The organism is Streptomyces sp. NPDC048352 (genome assembly GCF_040651895.1).
Taxonomy (GTDB): domain Bacteria; phylum Actinomycetota; class Actinomycetes; order Streptomycetales; family Streptomycetaceae; genus Streptomyces.
In genome coordinates, this window is record NZ_JBEZKZ010000109.1 from 1 (window position 1) to 17,477 (window position 17,477).

Below are 17,477 nucleotides of genomic sequence, written 5' to 3' on the forward strand. Positions count from 1 at the left end.
GCCTGCCCGGCCAGGGCCTCGGGGGCGCCGCCGCGGGCGAGCACGGCGCGGACGGCGCCGACGTCCCCGGCGGTACGGGCCGGGGCGGGGGCCGCCGGGCGCGGCTGCGGGGGAGCGGGGGCGGCCCTGCGCGGCGCGGCGGGGGCCTCGTCGAAGTACACGGCGGCGGGCTTGGCCCCGCTCTCCACGGCCCGTACGGCGGCCAGCAGGTCGGCGGCCTTGCCGCTGAGCTTGCCGCCGGCGTCGACGGGGGCCTCCCGCTCGGCCTTGCGGCGGGCGATGCGTTCGCGCTCGACCTTCTGCGCGGCCAGCTCGGCCTGCGCCTCGGTGAGCCCGGCGGGGGTCTCCGCCGTTGCCGGCTCCGCCCCGACGGCGTCCTGGTCAGGGGCCCCGGGCTGTGCGGCGGTCCCTGCGGGGCTCTCCCCCACCCCGCCCCTTCCCGAAACCGGGGGCTCCGCCCCCGGCCCCCCGCCGACCCCGCCCGGGCCCTCGCCCCCGGCGTCGCCGGTCGTCTCCGGGCTCTCGGCCCCGGCGGTCGTCTCCGGGCTCTCGCCCTCGGCGTCGGCGGTCGTCTCCGGGCTCTCGCCCTCGGCGTCGCGGGACCCGTTCGGGCTTTCGGCCCCGGCGTCGCCGGTCGTGTCGGGGTCGTCGGTCCCAGCGGTGTCGGGCGCCGGGGCCTCGGCCTGGGCGGCCGGGCCGTCCGTGTCGCCCTCGGCCGGGGTGCCGTCCGCGGCGGGTTCCGCAAAGGGCTCCGGGGTTTCGGCGGGGTCCGGGGCGGCCCCGTACGGTTCCTCCGCGGCAGCGGGGTTGGCGGGCTCGGGGGCCGTACTCACAGGGTGCTCCAGTCCTGGTCGGGGTAGCGGTGCACGGGCGCCGACACGTCGTCCAGCGCACGGCGGATCTCCTCCGGAAGACTAAGGGCCTCCACCGACAGTGCCGCCTCCAGCTGCGCGGACGTCCGGGCGCCCACGATCGGGGCGGCCACCCCGGGCCGGTCCCGGATCCAGGCCAGGGCCACCTGGAGCGGGGTCACGGCCAGGCCCTGCGCGGCCGTCACCACCGCGTCCACGATCCCGCGCGCCGCGTCGTGCAGGTACGGCTCCACCAGCGCGGCCAGCGACGGCGACGCCCCCCGGGAGCCGGCCGGCGTCCCGTCCCGGTACTTGCCCGTCAGCACCCCCCGCCCCAGCGGCGAGGACGGCAGCAGGCCGACCCCCAGGTCCAGTGCGGCGGGGAGCACCTCGCGCTCCACGCCCCGCTGGAGGAGCGAGTACTCCATCTGGGTCGAGGCCAGCCGGGTCCGCGTCCCGGGCGCGGCGAGCTGCCACGTCGCCGCCCTGGCCAGCTGCCAGCCGCTGAAGTTGGACACCCCCGCGTACCGGGCCCGCCCGCTGGCGACGGCCAGGTCCAGCGCCTGGAGGGTCTCCTCGACCGGGGTGCCGGGGTCGAAGGCGTGCACCTGCCACAGGTCCACGTAGTCGGTGCCGAGCCGGTCCAGGGAGTCGTCCAGCGCGGTCAGCAGGTGCCCGCGCGAGCCGTTGAACCGCCGGTCGGGGTCGGGGACGCTGCCCGACTTGGTCGCGATGACCAGGTCCCGGCGCGGCACGAGGGAGCCCACCAGCTGGCCGAGGAGGTACTCCGCCTCTCCGTCGCCGTAGACGTCGGCCGTGTCCACGAGCGTCCCGCCCGCTTCCCAGAACGTCCGCAACTGCTCGGCGGCGGCTTCCTCGCCGGTGTCACGGCCCCAGGTGAGGGTGCCGAGGCCGATCCGGGAGACGCGCAGTCCGGTGCGGCCGAGATGCCTCTGCTCCATGAGCGCTGAGACTACTGGGGCACTGCCGTGTGGCCGTCGGGCGCGCTACAGTCCCCCGCAGACCCACGTTACTGATCGGTAAACCGGCACATTCGTGAGAGGGACGACACATGCGGCTCGGCATCAATCTCGGCTACTGGGGTGCGGGCATGGACGCCGACAACCTCGCCGTCGCCCAGGAGGCCGACCGGCTCGGCTACGACGTCTGCTGGGCCGCCGAGGCCTACGGCTCCGACGCGGCGACCGTGCTCGCCTGGGTGGCCGCACAGACGGAGCGGATCGACGTCGGATCGGCGATCTTCCAGATCCCGGCCCGCCAGCCGGCGATGACGGCGATGACCGCCGCCACCCTGGACTCGCTCACCAAGGGCCGCTTCCGGCTCGGCCTCGGCGTCTCCGGCCCCCAGGTCTCCGAGGGCTGGTACGGCGTCACGTTCGACAAGCCGCTCGCCCGCACCCGCGAGTACGTGGAGATCGTCCGCAAGGCCATGTCCCGCGAGCGGCTGACCTACGAAGGCGCCCACTGGACCCTGCCGCTGCCCGGCGGGCCCGGCAAGCCGCTCAAGCTGACCGTGCACCCCGAGCGCGAGCACATCCCGCTCTACATCGCCGCCATCGGGCCGAAGAACCTGGAGCAGACCGGCGAGATCGCCGACGGCGCCCTGCTGATCTTCCCGGCCGCCCAGCACCTGGAGGAGACGGCCCTGCGGCACATCCGCGCGGGCCGCGAGAAGGCCGGCCTGACGATGGACGGCTTCGACGTCTGCCCGACCGTTCCGCTGGCCGTCGGCGAGGACGTGACCGCGCTCGCGGACGTGTTCCGCCCCTACACCGCCCTGTACGTCGGCGGCATGGGCAGCCCGAAGCAGAACTTCTACAACCAGCTCGCGCAGCGGATGGGGTACGAGAAGGAGGCGGCCGAGATCCAGGCCAAGTACCTGGGCGGCGACAAGGAGGGGGCGGCCGCCGCCGTCCCGCACTCGCTGATCGACTCGACCACCCTGCTGGGCTCCGTGGAGCGCATCGCGGACGGGATGCGGGCCTACGCCGAGGCCGGGGTCACCACCCTCACGCTGGCCCCGGCCGGCTTCACCCTCGACGAGCGGATCGCCGCCCTGCGGGCCGGCACCGAGGCCCTGGAGATCGCCGGCCTCGCCTGACGCGACGGAGTCCGACGCAGCCGCCCCCGCACCGTGGAGCGGTGCGGGGGCGGCGTCCGGAAGGAGTCAGCGGCCGTGGTGGGGGCTCGGGGGGTCTTCCCCGCCACGGCCGACACAGCGAACAACGCCGGGGCCGCCCCCGGGGTTACGCCCCGCCGCCCGTCCGGCGGTTTCGTTCATTCGGGCGAGCGGGACGACGCATCGGTTGCCCGCCCGGTCGATCCGCATTTGACTCGTTGCATGCTCTCTGCCCGCAGCCTGTTCCAGGAGATCGTCGACCACGACGACTCCTTCCAGCTGTTCTGCTCCATCGCCGCCAGCGGGGAGTCCCAGGGCGGCTGGGAGAACGGCCGGATCGCCGCCCTCGTACCCGAGGGCATGCGCGACCTCGCCCCCAAGATCACCCGGCACGGCGCCGACGAGGACAAGCACGGCCGGATCTTCCGGGCCCTGCTGCGCAAGCGCGGCCTGCCCGCCGTCCCGGTCCCGCCCGAGACCGACTACACGATGCTGCTCGAACGCCGCGGCATCGGCCTCGCGCACGACAAGCTCCGCCGCGACCAGCCGCTGACCGAGGAGGACATCGTCGTCTACCTCGCGCACAGCCGGGTCACCGAACAGCGCGCGGCCGACCAGATGGACATGCTGCTGCGCCACTTCGGCGACCACCCCGAGGTCGGCAAGGCCGTCCGCGTCATCAGCAACGACGAGGACAACCACCTTGCCTACTGCCACGAGGAACTGCTGCGCCTCGCCCGCCAGGGGCACGGCCGCACCATCCAGCGGGTCCTGCGCGAGAGCGCCCTCGCCGAGATCGGCGTCTACCGGGACGTCAGCCTCGCCGTCATGGACCACATGGGCCGGCTGCTGCGCTGGCCCGCGCCCAAGACCGCCGCGCTCGCCTGCGGCATCCGCGCGATGTACGCGTACGAGCGCTTCAGCGGCTGGCACCGCATGGTCCGGCTGCGCCCGCCGGAGCGCAGGGACCCGCTGGGCGGTGTGGTGAAGGCCGGCCACGGCTTCGCCTGACCAGCGGCCCGGAGCACGGCCCGGGGCCCGGAGCACGACCGGCGGCCCGGAACCCGGCCCGCGGCCCGCGGTACGGCTCGCGGCTCAGAGCCAGCCGCGCCGCTTGAACAGCCGGTGCAGGCCCAGGCACACGCCCACCATGAGCAGCACCACCGCCGGATAACCCCAGGCCTGCCTCAGCTCCGGCATGTCGGCGAAGTTCATCCCGTAGATCCCCGCGACCATCGTGGGGACGGCCGCCATGGCCGCCCAGGCGGAGATCTTGCGCATGTCGTCGTTCTGCCGGACGCCCATCTGCGCCAGGTGCGCGGCCAGCGCGTCCGAGAGCAGCCGGTCCAGGCCCTCGATGTACTCGCTCGCCTTCGTCAGGTGGTCGGCGACGTCCCGGAAGAAGGGCTGGGCGTGCCCGTGCACGAACGGCACCTGCCCGAAGGCGAGCCGGTCCATGGGCTGGAGCAGCGGACTCGTCGCCCGGCGGAACTCCAGGACCTGCCGCTTGAATCCGTAGATCCGGGCGGCCGTGTTCTTGAAGTCCCTGGGGTTCGGCGCGAACACCTCCGCCTCCAGCTCCTCCAGGTCCGCCTGGAGTTCGGCCGCCACCTCGATGTAGTGGTCCACCACCGCGTCGGACACCGCGTACAGCACCGCCGTCGGGCCGTGCCGCAGGACGTCCGGCTCCTGCTCCAGCCGGTGCCGTACGGCAGCCAGCGCGGCCCCCTCGCCGTGCCGGACCGTGACCACGAAGGAGTCGCCGATGAACACCATCAGCTCGCCCGTGGTCACCGTGTCCGCGGAGTCGTCGTACAGCACCGGCTTGAGGACCACGAACAGCGAGTCGTCGTACACCTCCAGCTTGGGACGCTGGTGCGCCGTCAGCGCGTCCTCCACCGCCAGCGCGTGCAGGCCGAACTCCCGGCTCACCCGGTCGAACTCCTCCGCCGTCGGCTCGTGCACGCCGACCCACACGAAGGCGTCCCCGTGGGTCCGGGCCTCCGCCAGGGCCGAGGAGAACTCCCTGGGGGCCTCCGAGCGGCGGCCGTCCCGGTACATCGCGCAGTCCACAATCACGCCCGGCATTCTTCCCCCACCCGCGCCCGCCCGCACGCCGGCGGCACCGCATACCCTGCATGCATGGCCACGCTGATCCTCGTACGACACGGGCGGTCCACCGCCAACACCGCAGGGCTGCTCGCCGGATGGACCCCGGGGGTGGCCCTGGACGAATACGGCGCGGAGCAGGCCGCCGCCCTGCCCGGGCGGCTCGACGGGGTACCCCTCGCGGCCGCCGTCAGCAGTCCGCTCCAGCGCTGCCGGGAGACCCTCGCCCCGCTGCTCGCGGCCCGCCCCGGGCTCCCGCTGCACACCGACGAGCGGATCGGCGAATGCCACTACGGCGACTGGTCGGGCCGCAAACTCTCCGAACTCGCCGGCGAACCCCTCATGAAGATCGTCCAGCAGCACCCCTCGGCCGCCGTCTTCCCCGGCGGCGAATCCATGCGCGCCATGCAGGCCCGCGCCGTGGACGCCGTACGCGCGTGGAACACGCGGATCGAGGAGGAGCACGGCGCCGACGCCGTCTTCCTCATGTGCTCCCACGGCGACATCATCAAGTCCCTCGTCGCCGACGCCCTCGGCATGCACCTCGACCTGTTCCAGCGGATCCACGTCGACCCCTGCTCGGTCACCGCGATCCGCTACACCCCCACCCGGCCCTTCCTGCTGCGCCTGGGCGACACCGGCGACCTCACCCCGCTGATCCCCCGGCCGGCCGCCTCGGCCGAGAGCGAGACCGAGGGCGGCGGCGACGCCGTCGTGGGAGGCGGCGCGGGCGCGGCCTGATCGAACGGCGCAGTAGGGTGGCAGGGCCAGCAACACGTGCGCAGCCCTGCCCCTGCCCCAGACTTGGAGACCGGTCGTGCCCCGTCAGGTGTTCCTTTACGACCCCCCGGACCGCTTCGTGGCCGGCACGGTCGGTCTGCCTGGACGCCGCACCTTCTTCCTCCAGGCCTCCGCGGGCCCCCGCGTCACCAGCGTCTCCCTGGAGAAGACCCAGGTCGCGGCGCTCGCCGAGCGCATGGACGAGCTCCTCGACGAGGTCGTACGGCGCACCGGCGGCAACGCGCCCGTCCCGGCCGTCGCCTCCGCCGAGGCCGCCGACACCGCGCCGCTGGACGTCCCCGTCGAGGAGGAGTTCCGCGTCGGCACCATGGCGCTCGCCTGGGACGGCGAGGAGCAGCGGATGATCGTCGAGGCCCAGGCGCTCGTCGAACTCGACGCCGACTCGGAGGAGGACCTCGCCGAGGCCGAGGAACGCCTGCTCCAGGACGAGGAGAACGGGCCGCCCATGCTGCGGGTGCGGCTGTCCGGCGCGCAGGCCCGGGCCTTCGCCAAGCGGGCCCTCGACGTGGTCAACGCCGGCCGCCCGCCGTGCCCGCTGTGCAGCCTGCCCCTCGACCCCGAGGGCCACGTCTGCCCCCGCCAGAACGGGTACCGGCGCCAGGTGTGAGCGAGGTGACCCCGATAGAGGAGCTGCTCACCCGCGGTGAGCTCACCGTCCGCGGCCGCATCGCCGAGGCGTCCAACGCGGTCCTGCTGTGCACCGTGGCCTACGAGGGCCGAAGCGCGGAGTGCGTCTACAAGCCCGTCAAGGGGGAGCGGCCCCTGTGGGACTTCCCCGACGGGAACCTCGCCCGGCGCGAGCGCGCCGCGTACCTGGTCTCCGAGGCCACCGGCTGGGGGCTGGTCCCCACCACCGTGCTGCGCGACGGCCCGTACGGAGAGGGAATGGTCCAGCACTGGATCGACGCCGGAGAAACGCCGGAGCCCGCGCTCCTCGCGCTCGTCGAGGGCGAGGAGGCCGGCGAGGGTTGGAAGGCGGTGGCCCTCGCCGAGGTGGAGGAGGGCCGCACCGCCCTCCTCGTGCACGCCGACGACCCCCGGCTGCGCCGCCTCGCCGTGCTGGACGCGGTGATCAACAACGGCGACCGCAAGGGCGGCCACCTGCTGCCCGCGCCGGACGGCAGGCTCTACGGGATCGACCACGGAGTGAGCTTCCACACCGAGGACAAGCTGCGCACCCTGCTGTGGGGCTGGGCCGGGGAGCCGCTGACCGACGAGGCGCGCACGGTCCTGGAGTCCCTGGAGGCCCAGCTGGCCGACGGGGCCCCGCTCGCCACCCGGCTGGCCGAGCTGATCACCTCCGTCGAGCTGGCCGCCGTACGGGCCCGCGTGGCCCAGCTGCTGCGCGAGGGCAGGCACCCGCAGCCGTCGGGGCAGTGGCCGGCGATCCCCTGGCCGCCCGTCTGAGCAGGACCGCCACCGGATGGTGGCGGACGCACAGAACCGGCCAGATCGCAAGAGTGCCGATCAAGCCAACAGTGCTGGTCGCATTCGTTTCCGGAACACTCGTCCGGTTAGGCTCGAGCCATGCATGCCTGGCCCGCTTCTGAGGTCCCCGCCCTGCCCGGCAAGGGCCGCGACCTCCAGATCCACGACACCGCGACCCAGGGGACGATCACCCTCGCCCCCGGTCCCGTCGCCCGCCTCTACGTCTGCGGGATCACCCCGTACGACGCGACCCACATCGGTCACGCGGCGACCTACAACGCGTTCGACCTCGTGCAGCGCGTGTGGCTCGACAACAAGCGGCAGGTCCACTACGTCCAGAACGTCACGGACGTGGACGATCCGCTCCTGGAGCGGGCGCTGCGCGACGGACACGACTGGACCGAGCTGGCGGAGCGCGAGACGGCCCTCTTCCGCGAGGACATGACCGCCCTGCGCATGCTGCCGCCGCAGCACTACATCGGCGCCGTCGAGGCCATACCCGGCATCGTGCCGCTGGTCGAGCGGCTGCGCGACGCGGGCGCCGCGTACGAGCTCGACGGCGACGTCTACTTCTCGGTGGCGTCCGACCCGAACTTCGGCGGGGTCTCCCACCTCGACGCCGCGGCGATGCGGGCGCTGTCCGCCGAGCGCGGCGGCGACCCGGACCGCCCGGGCAAGAAGAACCCCCTCGACCCGATGCTGTGGATGGCCGCACGGCCGGGCGAACCGAGCTGGGACGGGGCCTCCCTGGGGCCCGGCCGGCCGGGCTGGCACATCGAGTGCGTGGCCATCGCCCTGGACCACCTGGGCATGGGCTTCGACATCCAGGGCGGCGGCTCCGACCTGGCCTTCCCGCACCACGAGATGGGCGCGTCGCACGCGCAGGCCCTGACGGGCGAGTTTCCGATGGCCAAGGCCTACGTCCACGCGGGCATGGTCGCGCTGGGCGGCGAGAAGATGTCGAAGTCCAAGGGCAACCTGGTCTTCGTCTCGGCGCTGCGCCGCGCGGGCGTCGACCCGGCCGCCATCCGGCTGGCCCTGCTGGCGCACCACTACCGCGCCGACTGGGAGTGGACGGACGACGTCCTCGCCGAGGCCGTGTCCCGCCTGGAACGGTGGCGCGCGGCGGTCTCCCGGCCGGACGGCCTCCCGGCGGACGCCCTGGTCGAGGAGGTCCGCGAGGCCCTCGCCCGCGACCTGGACGCCCCGGCCGCGCTGGCCGCGGTGGACCGCTGGGTGGACGCGCAGAACGCCTCGGACGGCGACGACGAAACGGCCCCGGGCCTGGTCTCCCGCACGGTGGACGCCCTCCTGGGCGTGGCCCTGTAACACCGCCGCCGATGCCCCCGGACTCCGTCGGTTCCGGGGGCATCGGCGCGCCCGGGGCCGCGCGGGCCCTGCCTGCGGCGCCGCTCCCCGCCCCGCCCTTCAACCGTTCTCGCCTCAGTCGCCGGCGCGGCTACGAACACGGCGCTACCGCCCCTGCGGGCGGAGCCCGCCCCGCAGGGCTAGGCCGACGGGGGCTCCGGGGTGTCGCCCGGCTCGTCCGGGTCCGGCGGGGTCGGGGGCTCCTCCCCGGAGGGGTCCGGGCGGCGGCGCGACGGCCGCGTCAGCCCGCTGGAGGTGTCCCGCAGGTACGAGCCGTCACCCGGCTGCTCCGCGCCCGCGGACGGGTCCCGCCGCCGCAGGTACCGCTCGAACTCCCGGGCGATCGCGTCCCCCGACGCCTCCGGCAGGTCCGCGGTGTCCCGGGCCTCCTCCAGCGTCTGAACGTACTCCGCCACCTCGCTGTCCTCCGCGGCCAGTTGGTCCACGCCCAGCTGCCACGCCCGCGCGTCCTCCGGGAGTTCACCGAGCGGGATCCTGATGTCGATCAGGTCCTCCAGCCGGTTCAGCAGCGCCAGCGTCGCCTTCGGGTTCGGCGGCTGGGACACGTAGTGCGGCACCGCCGCCCACAGCGACACCGCCGGAACCCCGGCGTGCGTACAGGCCTCCTGGAGCACGCCGACGATCCCGGTCGGGCCCTCGTACTTCGTCTCCTCCAGGTCCATCGTCCGCGCGAGGTCCGCGTCCGAGGTCACCCCGCTCACCGGCACCGGCCGCGTGTGCGGGGTGTCGCCGAGCAGCGCGCCGAGGATGACCACCATCTCCACGCCCAGCTCGTGCGCGAAGCCGAGCAGCTCGTTGCAGAACGACCGCCAGCGCATGGACGGTTCGATGCCCCGCACCAGCACCAGGTCGCGGGGCTTCGCACCGCCGATCCGGACCACCGACAGCCGCGTCGTCGGCCAGGTGATCTTCCTGACGCCGTTGTCCAGCCACACCGTCGGCCGGTTGACCTGGAAGTCGTAGTAGTCCTCGGCGTCCAGCGCCGCGAAGACCTCGCCCTTCCACTCCCGGTCCAGGTGCGCCACCGCACCGGAGGCGGCGTCACCCGCGTCGTTCCAGCCCTCGAACGCGGCCACCATGACCGGGTCGATCAGCTCGGGCACGCCCTCAAGCTCGATCACCCAGGTCTCCTTCCGAAGTTCCTTGCCCACGTGGGCCAGCCTAAGCCTTTGCGGGACGTCGGCCACAGCCCACGACAGAGGGGCGGTTCCCCTCGGAACCGCCCCTCTTCCCCACCCGCGTACGAGCTATGCCTTGCGGCTCAGCATCTCCTCGACGCGGGCCCGTACGGCCTCGTCGTCCAGGCCGCGGACCGTCACCGTCGTGCGGCGGCGCAGCACGTCGTCGACCGTCTCGGCCCACTCGTTGTCACGGGCGTAGGCGACCTGCGCCCAGATCTCCGGGCCGTCCGGGTGGATGCGCTCGGCCAGCGCCGGGTCCTCGTTCGCCAGGCGCGCGATGTCGAAGGCGAGCGAGCCGTAGTGCGAGGCCAGGTGGCGGGCGGTGAGCGGGTCCATCCGGCTGCCGGGCTCGCGGTCCACCAGCAGCCGGTGCGCGACCGCGTTCGGGTTGGCGACACCGGGCAGCGGGACGCGGCGTACGAGCGACTTCACCGGCTCCATGTCCTCGGTCAGCGGGCTGCCGGGGAGCTTGGCGAGCTTGTCCATGACCACGCGGCCGATGTGGCGGTACGTGGTCCACTTGCCGCCGGCCACCGACAGCATGCCGCCGGCGCCCTCGGAGACCACCGTCTCGCGCTTGGCCTTCTCGACGCCGCCGGGGCCGCCGGGCAGGACGCGCAGGCCGGCGAAGGCGTACGTCATCAGCGACCGGTCGAGGTCGGCGTCCTTGATGGAGAACGCGGCCTCGTCCAGGATCTGCTGGATGTCCTTCTCGGTGGCGCGCACGTCCGCCGGGTCGCCCTCGTACACCTCGTCGGTGGTGCCGAGCAGCAGCTGGTCCTCCCAGGGGAGGGCGAAGGTGATGCGGTACTTGTCGATCGGGGTGGCCATGGCGGCCTTCCACGGCGACTTGCGCTTCATGACGATGTGCGCGCCCTTGGAGAGGCGGATCGACGGCATGGCGTGCTTGTCTTCCATGCGCCGCAGGTGGTCCACCCACGGGCCGGTGGCGTTGAGCACGACGCGTGCGTCGACCCCGAACTCGGTACCGTCCAGGCGGTCCTTGAGCTCGGCGCCGCTGACCCGGCCGCGCGTCATGCGCAGGCCGGTGACCTCGGCGTGGTTGAGGACGACCGCGCCCGACTCGACGGCCGCGCGGACCGTCATGACCGCCATGCGGGAGTCGTTCATCTGGTGGTCGTAGTAGACGGCGACGGCCTTGAGGTCGTCCGTCTTGAGACCGGGGTTGTCGGCGACGGCACGGGCCGGGGATATGACCTTGCCCATGCCGTCGCCGAAGGCCGAGAGGGCGGAGTAGGCGAAGACGCCCGCGCCCAGCTTGGCCGCACCCACCGGACCGCCCTTGTAGACCGGCAGGTAGAAGGTGAGCGGGTTGACCAGGTGCGGGGCCACGTCCTTGGCCAGCACCCGCCGCTCGTGGTGGTTCTCCGCCACCAGCTTGACCGCGCCGGTCTGCAGGTAGCGCAGACCGCCGTGGACGAGCTTGGAGGAGGCCGAGGAGGTGGCGCCGGCGAAGTCGCCGGCGTCCACCATGGCAACCCGCAGACCCGACTGCGCGGCGTGCCAGGCCACCGAGGTGCCCAGGATCCCACCGCCGATGACCAGCAGGTCGTACGTGGCCTTCTCGAGCTGCTCACGGGTCTCGGCGCGGCTCGCGTTGGCACCGGAAGTCGGGTGCGTACCCAGGGCGGGAACGCTCTGCAGGGTGCTCATGTCTCTTTCAGCTCCTCGTCGATTGACTCAGCTGGTGCGGTCAGCTGGCGTCTTCGTCGTCGACCCAGCCCATGGACCGCTCCACGGCCTTGAGCCAGCTCTTGTACTCGCGGTCCCGCTGGTCGGCGGGCATCCGCGGGGTCCACTCCGCCGCGCGGCGCCAGTTGGCGCGCAGGGCGTCGGTGTCGGGCCAGAAGCCGACGGCCAGGCCGGCGGCGTAGGCGGCGCCGAGGCAGGTGGTCTCGGCGACCATCGGGCGCACCACGGGGGCGTCCAGGAAGTCCGAGAGCGTCTGCATCAGCAGGTTGTTGGAGGTCATGCCGCCGTCGACCTTGAGGGCCGCCAGCTCGACGCCGGAGTCCTTGGTCATGGCGTCGGTGATCTCGCGGGTCTGCCAGGCCGTGGCCTCCAGGACGGCACGGGCGATGTGCGCCTTGGTGACGTACCGGGTGAGTCCGGCGATCACGCCGCGGGCGTCGGAGCGCCAGTACGGGGCGAAGAGGCCGGAGAAGGCCGGCACGAAGTAGGCGCCGCCGTTGTCGTCGACGGAGAGCGCGAGGGTCTCGATCTCGGCCGCGGTCTTGATCATGCCCATCTGGTCGCGCATCCACTGGACGAGCGAGCCGGTGACGGCGATGGAGCCCTCCAGCGCGTAGACCGGCTTCTGGTCGCCGATCTGGTAGCCGACCGTGGTCAGCAGGCCGCTGTAGGAGTTGATGATCTTGTCGCCGGTGTTCATCAGCATGAACGTGCCGGTGCCGTAGGTGGACTTGGCCTCGCCCTCGGCGAAGCAGGTCTGGCCGAAGAGCGCGGCCTGCTGGTCACCGAGCGCCGAGGCGACCGGGACGCCGGCCAGGACGCCCTCCTTGACGTGGCCGTAGACCTCGGCGGAGGACCTGATCTCCGGGAGCACGTTGAGCGGGACGCCCATGGACTCGGCGATGCGCTCGTCCCAGGCCAGGGTGTGCAGGTTCATCAGCATGGTGCGCGAGGCGTTGGTCACGTCGGTGACGTGCACGCCGCCCTGGGCGCCACCGGTGAGGTTCCAGATGACCCAGGAGTCCATGGTGCCGAAGAGGATGTCGCCGGCCTCGGCGCGCTCCCGCAGGCCCTCGACGTTGTCGAGCATCCAGCGGATCTTGGGACCGGCGAAGTAGCTCGCCAGCGGCAGGCCGGTCTCGCGGCGGAAGCGGTCCTGGCCGACGTTGCGGCCGAGCTCCCTGCACAGGGCGTCGGTGCGGGTGTCCTGCCAGACCAGCGCGTTGTGCACGGGCTCGCCGGTGTGGCGGTCCCACAGGAGGGTGGTCTCGCGCTGGTTGGTGATGCCGACGGCCTTGACGTCGGCGGCGGTGATCTCCGCCTTGGCGATGGCGCCGGCGACGACCTCCTGGACGTTGGTCCAGATCTCGGAGGCGTCGTGCTCGACCCAGCCCGGCTTCGGGAAGATCTGCTCGTGCTCCTTCTGGTCGACGGCGACGATGCGGCCGTCGCGGTCGAAGACGATGCAGCGGGAGGAGGTGGTGCCCTGGTCGATCGCGGCGATGAAGGGGCCGGTGCTGCTGGTCATGGTGGCTGCTCCTGGCAGGTCTGTGGAGTAGGCGGAATCAGGAGGGCGGTGCGGATCTTGCGAGCGCGGCCGAAGCTGATCAGGCGAACGCGATGTTGTACAGACCGCCGGCGAGTGCGGCACCGACGAGCGGGCCGACGACCGGGATCCAGGAGTACCCCCAGTCCGAGCCGCCCTTGTTGGGCAGCGGGAGCAGGGCGTGGACGATGCGCGGACCGAGGTCGCGGACCGGGTTGATGGCGTAGCCGGTCGGACCGCCCAGCGAGAGGCCGATGCCGACGACGACGAAGGAGGTGATCAGGACGCCGATGACGCCGAGGCCCTTGCCGCCGTCCTGGAGGCCCTGGGTCAGGATCGCCAGGACCAGCACGGCGGTGCCGATGATCTCCGTCGCGAGGTTCTGGACCACGTTGCGGATCTCGGGGCCGGTCGAGAAGATGCCGAGGACCGGGCCGGCGACGTCGTGCGGGTGCGGGTCCTCCGGACCGAGCTTGGCGTCACGGATGTGCTCCGGGTCGGACAGGTGGGCCCGGAACTGGCCGTAGTAGGTGATCCACATCAGGACCGCGCCCAGCATCGCGCCGAGGAGCTGGCCCGCGAAGTAGACGGGGACGTCGCCCCACTCGCCGGTCTTGACGGCGATGCCGACGGTGACCGCCGGGTTGAGGTGGGCGCCGGAGAGCGGCGCGGAGACGTATGCGGCGATCAGGACGGCGAAGCCCCAGCCGAAGGTGATCGCGAGCCAGCCCGCGCCTCGGGCCTTGGAGCTCTTGAGCGTGAGGGCGGCGCAGACGCCACCGCCGAGCAGTGTGAGCAGGGCGGTACCGATGGTCTCGCCGATGAAGATGTCGGAGCTGGACACCCGCGACTCCTTTGTCTTACGTCCAGGGGCGGGCGGACACCGGGTCCCTCCGGTGGTCCACCCACTCGGTGAGTGCTTCACCGGTCCATGGCCTCGCCATACCCTAACGCGTATTGCCGGTAGGTGTTCGACAATGCCGACCGATGAACGGCAGTTTTCCGCCTGGGTGAAGAACGCGTCAAGGCCTGGCCTGGTCAAAGAACCGGATCGTTACCACTCGGTACGATCGCCCAAATCAGGCCAATGGATGATCGGAAAACGCCAAGGTCCACCCGAACGCCGCGCAAGGCGGTGATCGGGTGGACCAAAGGGATCAGGTCAAGCTCAGAACCGGCCCGCTCCGAGATCGCGCGAAACCGACCGCGCGCAGTCCCGTACGGACGCCACCAGGGCCGCCCGCGGCTCCCCGGACTCCCCGCAGACCCGCTCCACGGCGCCGGCGACCGCCACCGCGCCCACCGGCATCCGCCGCCGGTCGTGGATGGGGGCGGCCACCGAGGCGACGCCCTCCCAGGTCTCCTCCACGTCCGCCGCCCAGCCGCGCGCCCGCGTCAGCCCCAGGACCTCCTCGAAGCCCGCCGCGTCGGTGACCGTACGGGGCGTGAACGCCTCCCGCTCCGCGTCCACCGCCTCGGTGTGCGCCACCGGGTCGTAGGCCGACAGCACCTTGCCCAGCGCCGTCGAGTGCAGCGGCTGCATCGCCCCCACCTCCAGCACCTGGCGGCTGTCGTCCGGGCGGAACACGTGGTGCATGATCAGCACCCCGCTCTTGTGGAGCACGCCCACGTACACGCTCTCGCCGCTCGCCCGCGCCAGGTCGTCCGTCCACACCAGGGCACGGGCGCGCAGCTCGTGCACGTCCAGGTAGCTGTTGCCCAGCCGCAGCAGCTCCGCCCCCAGCTGGTAGCGCCCGGACGCGGGGTCCTGCTCCACGAAGCCCTCGGCCTGCAATGTGCGCAGGATCCCGTGCGCCGTGCCCTTGGCCAGGCCCAGGGCGGACGCCACGTCCGAGAGACCCAGCCGGCGCTCCCCGCCGGCCAGGAGCCGCAGCATCGCAGCGGCTCGTTCGAGCGACTGGATGTTCCGTGCCATCGCGCAGCCTCCTGCTGACGTAGTTCGACAATGCTGAACACTATCGGTCGATGCCGACCTGGTGCATGCTTGGGTGTTTCCCGCTGCGGCGCGCCCGACGCACCCTCCCACGTGACTCCCGCGCACAGGATGCAGTCCGCCACGTGGGACGCCCCCACCGGGGCCGCCGCCTCGCGGTTACCCTGACCGCGTGCACCCTTGACACAGAGGGTGCAAAGCCGACAGCCGTCGCAGCCCAGGGAGCTCAACCATGGCCTCGTTGCCGAACCCGACCGCAGACACCCAGACACGGGCCGATGCCCTCCGAGAGGCGCTCGCGACCCGCGTGGTCGTCGCCGACGGAGCCATGGGAACCATGCTCCAGGCGCAGGACCCCTCGATGGAGGACTTCCAGCAGCTGGAGGGCTGCAACGAGGTCCTGAACGTGACCCGGCCGGACATCGTCCGCTCGGTCCACGAGGCGTACTACTCGGTGGGTGTCGACTGCGTCGAGACCAACACCTTCGGCGCGAACTACGCGGCCCTCGCCGAGTACGACATCGCCGAGCGCAACTTCGAGCTGTCCGAGGCCGGCGCCCGCATCGCCCGCGAGGTCGCCGACGAGTTCACCGCGTCGACGGGGCAGCGGCGCTGGGTCCTCGGCTCCATGGGCCCCGGCACCAAGCTGCCCACCCTCGGCCACATCACCTACGCCCAGATCCGCGACGCCTACCAGGTCAACGCCGAAGGCCTGCTCTCCGGCGGCGCCGACGCGCTGCTCGTCGAGACCACCCAGGACCTGCTCCAGACCAAGTCCTCCATCATCGGTGCGCGCCGCGCCATGGAGGCCCTCGGCGTCACCGTCCCGCTCATCTGCTCCGTCACCGTCGAGACCACCGGCACGATGCTGCTGGGCTCGGAGATCGGGGCGGCGCTGACGGCGCTGGAGCCGCTCGGGATCGACATGATCGGTCTGAACTGTGCGACCGGTCCGGCGGAGATGAGCGAGCACCTGCGCTACCTGGCGCGCAACGCCCGCATCCCGCTGTCGTGCATGCCGAACGCGGGCCTGCCCGTCCTCGGCAAGAACGGCGCGCACTACCCGCTGTCCGCCTCCGAGCTCGCCGACGCGCAGGAGACCTTCGTCCGCGAGTACGGCCTGTCCCTGGTGGGCGGCTGCTGCGGTACGACACCGGAGCACCTGCGCCAGGTCGTCGAGCGGGTCCGCGAGCTCAGCCCGGCCGTGCGCGAGCCCCGCCCCGAGCCCGGCGCCTCCTCCCTCTACCAGAGCGTCCCCTTCCGCCAGGACACCTCGTACATGGCGATCGGTGAGCGGACGAACGCGAACGGGTCGAAGAAGTTCCGGGAGGCGATGCTGGAGGCCCGCTGGGACGACTGTGTGGAGATGGCGCGGGACCAGATCCGTGAGGGCGCGCACATGCTGGACCTGTGTGTGGACTACGTGGGCCGTGACGGTGTCGCGGACATGGAGGAGCTGGCGGGGCGTTTCGCGACGGCTTCGACGCTGCCGATCGTGCTGGACTCCACGGAGGTTCCGGTCATCCAGGCGGGTTTGGAGAAGCTGGGCGGGCGTGCGGTCATCAATTCGGTGAACTACGAGGACGGTGACGGGCCCGAGTCGCGGTTCGCGAAGGTCACGCGTCTGGCGCGGGAGCACGGCGCCGCGCTGATCGCGCTGACGATCGATGAGGAGGGCCAGGCGCGGACGGTCGAGCACAAGGTGGCGATCGCCGAGCGTCTGATCGCCGATCTGACGGGCAACTGGGGGATCCGTGAGTCGGACATCCTGATCGACACGCTGACGTTCACGATCTGCACGGGTCAGGAGGAGTCGCGCAAGGACGGGATCGCGACGATCGAGGCGATCCGTGAGCTCAAGCGCCGCCACCCCGAGGTGCAGACGACGCTGGGCCTGTCGAACATCTCCTTCGGTCTGAACCCGGCCGCCCGTGTGCTGCTGAACTCCGTCTTCCTGGACGAGTGCGTCAAGGCCGGTCTGGACTCGGCGATCGTCCACGCCAGCAAGATCCTTCCCATTGCCCGGTTCGACGAGGAGCAGGTCACCACCGCCCTTGATCTGATCTACGACCGGCGCAGTGAGGGCTACGACCCGTTGCAGAAGCTGATGGCCCTGTTCGAGGGCGTGAACACGAAGTCGCTGAAGGCCGGGCGGGCGGAGGAGCTTTTGGCGCTGCCGTTGGACGAGCGGCTCCAGCGGCGGATCATCGACGGGGAGAAGAACGGCCTGGAGGCGGATCTGGACGAGGCCCTGGGGTCCCGTCCGGCGTTGGACATCGTCAACGACACCCTGCTGGAGGGGATGAAGGTCGTCGGTGAGCTGTTCGGCTCCGGGCAGATGCAGCTGCCGTTCGTCCTCCAGTCC

At 72.3% G+C, this 17,477-nt stretch carries 14 protein-coding genes and 1 pseudogene; 7 read left to right on the forward strand and 8 right to left on the reverse strand.

Features of this window, described 5'->3' with window-relative positions; translation table 11 throughout:
- A pseudogene (locus AB0D45_RS32420) lies at positions 1-833 on the reverse strand (DNA helicase RecD); the annotation flags it as partial.
- A complete protein-coding gene (locus AB0D45_RS32425; protein WP_361611425.1) occupies positions 830-1,813 on the reverse strand; it encodes an aldo/keto reductase in 984 nt (327 codons plus the stop codon). The gene AB0D45_RS32425 and the pseudogene AB0D45_RS32420, both read right to left, overlap by 4 nt.
- A 110-nt stretch (positions 1,814-1,923) precedes the next feature.
- On the opposite strand from AB0D45_RS32425, the gene AB0D45_RS32430 reads away from it, so the two are divergent.
- Together AB0D45_RS32430 and AB0D45_RS32435 are read left to right on the forward strand one after the other, a co-directional pair.
- Positions 1,924-2,973, forward strand: a complete 1,050-nt coding sequence (locus tag AB0D45_RS32430; RefSeq protein WP_362465801.1) for an LLM class F420-dependent oxidoreductase — start codon at positions 1,924-1,926, stop codon at positions 2,971-2,973.
- A 240-nt stretch (positions 2,974-3,213) separates the two neighbouring features.
- On the forward strand, positions 3,214-4,002 hold the full coding sequence (locus tag AB0D45_RS32435) for a ferritin-like domain-containing protein (RefSeq protein ID WP_362465804.1): 789 nt from the start codon (positions 3,214-3,216) through the stop codon (positions 4,000-4,002).
- An 84-nt stretch (positions 4,003-4,086) separates the two neighbouring features.
- On the opposite strand, the gene AB0D45_RS32440 is transcribed toward AB0D45_RS32435, so the two are convergent.
- On the reverse strand, positions 4,087-5,079 hold the full coding sequence (locus AB0D45_RS32440) for a magnesium and cobalt transport protein CorA (protein ID WP_361610650.1): 993 nt from the start codon (positions 5,077-5,079) through the stop codon (positions 4,087-4,089).
- A 54-nt stretch (positions 5,080-5,133) separates the two neighbouring features.
- On the opposite strand from AB0D45_RS32440, the gene AB0D45_RS32445 reads away from it, so the two are divergent.
- From AB0D45_RS32445 to mshC, 4 genes are all read left to right on the forward strand, one after another.
- Positions 5,134-5,841: a histidine phosphatase family protein gene (locus AB0D45_RS32445; RefSeq protein WP_362465807.1), complete on the forward strand. Its 708-nt coding sequence runs from the start codon at positions 5,134-5,136 to the stop codon at positions 5,839-5,841.
- A 76-nt stretch (positions 5,842-5,917) separates the two neighbouring features.
- Entirely contained in the window at positions 5,918-6,508 is a 591-nt protein-coding gene (locus AB0D45_RS32450; RefSeq protein ID WP_361610646.1) for a DUF3090 domain-containing protein, read from the forward strand.
- 5 nt (positions 6,509-6,513) lie between these two features.
- On the forward strand, positions 6,514-7,308 hold the full coding sequence (locus AB0D45_RS32455) for an SCO1664 family protein (protein ID WP_361610645.1): 795 nt from the start codon (positions 6,514-6,516) through the stop codon (positions 7,306-7,308).
- Positions 7,309-7,428: 120 nt separating this feature from the next.
- On the forward strand, positions 7,429-8,658 hold the full coding sequence (gene mshC, locus AB0D45_RS32460) for a cysteine--1-D-myo-inosityl 2-amino-2-deoxy-alpha-D-glucopyranoside ligase (RefSeq protein ID WP_362465810.1): 1,230 nt from the start codon (positions 7,429-7,431) through the stop codon (positions 8,656-8,658).
- A 179-nt stretch (positions 8,659-8,837) separates the two neighbouring features.
- Here the strand turns inward: mshC and AB0D45_RS32465 are convergent, their stop codons facing one another.
- The 5 genes from AB0D45_RS32465 to AB0D45_RS32485 all read right to left on the reverse strand — a co-directional run bounded on the left by AB0D45_RS32465 (position 8,838) and on the right by AB0D45_RS32485 (position 15,094).
- The gene (locus tag AB0D45_RS32465) at positions 8,838-9,839 is read right to left on the reverse strand and encodes a PAC2 family protein (RefSeq protein WP_361609923.1); all 1,002 of its coding nucleotides are present in this window, start codon (positions 9,837-9,839) and stop codon (positions 8,838-8,840) included.
- Positions 9,840-9,965: 126 nt separating this feature from the next.
- Complete coding sequence (locus AB0D45_RS32470) at positions 9,966-11,573, reverse strand: glycerol-3-phosphate dehydrogenase/oxidase (protein ID WP_361609922.1); 1,608 nt, start codon at positions 11,571-11,573, stop codon at positions 9,966-9,968.
- Between the two features lie 40 nt (positions 11,574-11,613).
- Positions 11,614-13,140, reverse strand: a complete 1,527-nt coding sequence (gene glpK / locus AB0D45_RS32475) for a glycerol kinase GlpK (protein WP_361609921.1) — start codon at positions 13,138-13,140, stop codon at positions 11,614-11,616.
- Positions 13,141-13,219: 79 nt separating this feature from the next.
- Positions 13,220-14,002 (reverse strand): MIP/aquaporin family protein, encoded by a 783-nt coding sequence (locus AB0D45_RS32480; RefSeq protein ID WP_362465813.1) that lies wholly within the window; start codon positions 14,000-14,002, stop codon positions 13,220-13,222.
- A gap of 324 nt (positions 14,003-14,326) precedes the next feature.
- Positions 14,327-15,094 (reverse strand): IclR family transcriptional regulator, encoded by a 768-nt coding sequence (locus AB0D45_RS32485; protein ID WP_361609919.1) that lies wholly within the window; start codon positions 15,092-15,094, stop codon positions 14,327-14,329.
- A 250-nt stretch (positions 15,095-15,344) separates the two neighbouring features.
- Between AB0D45_RS32485 and AB0D45_RS32490 the strand changes: the two genes are divergently transcribed.
- On the forward strand, positions 15,345-17,477 hold a 2,133-nt coding region (locus AB0D45_RS32490), incomplete at its 3' end, for a homocysteine S-methyltransferase family protein (RefSeq protein WP_362465816.1).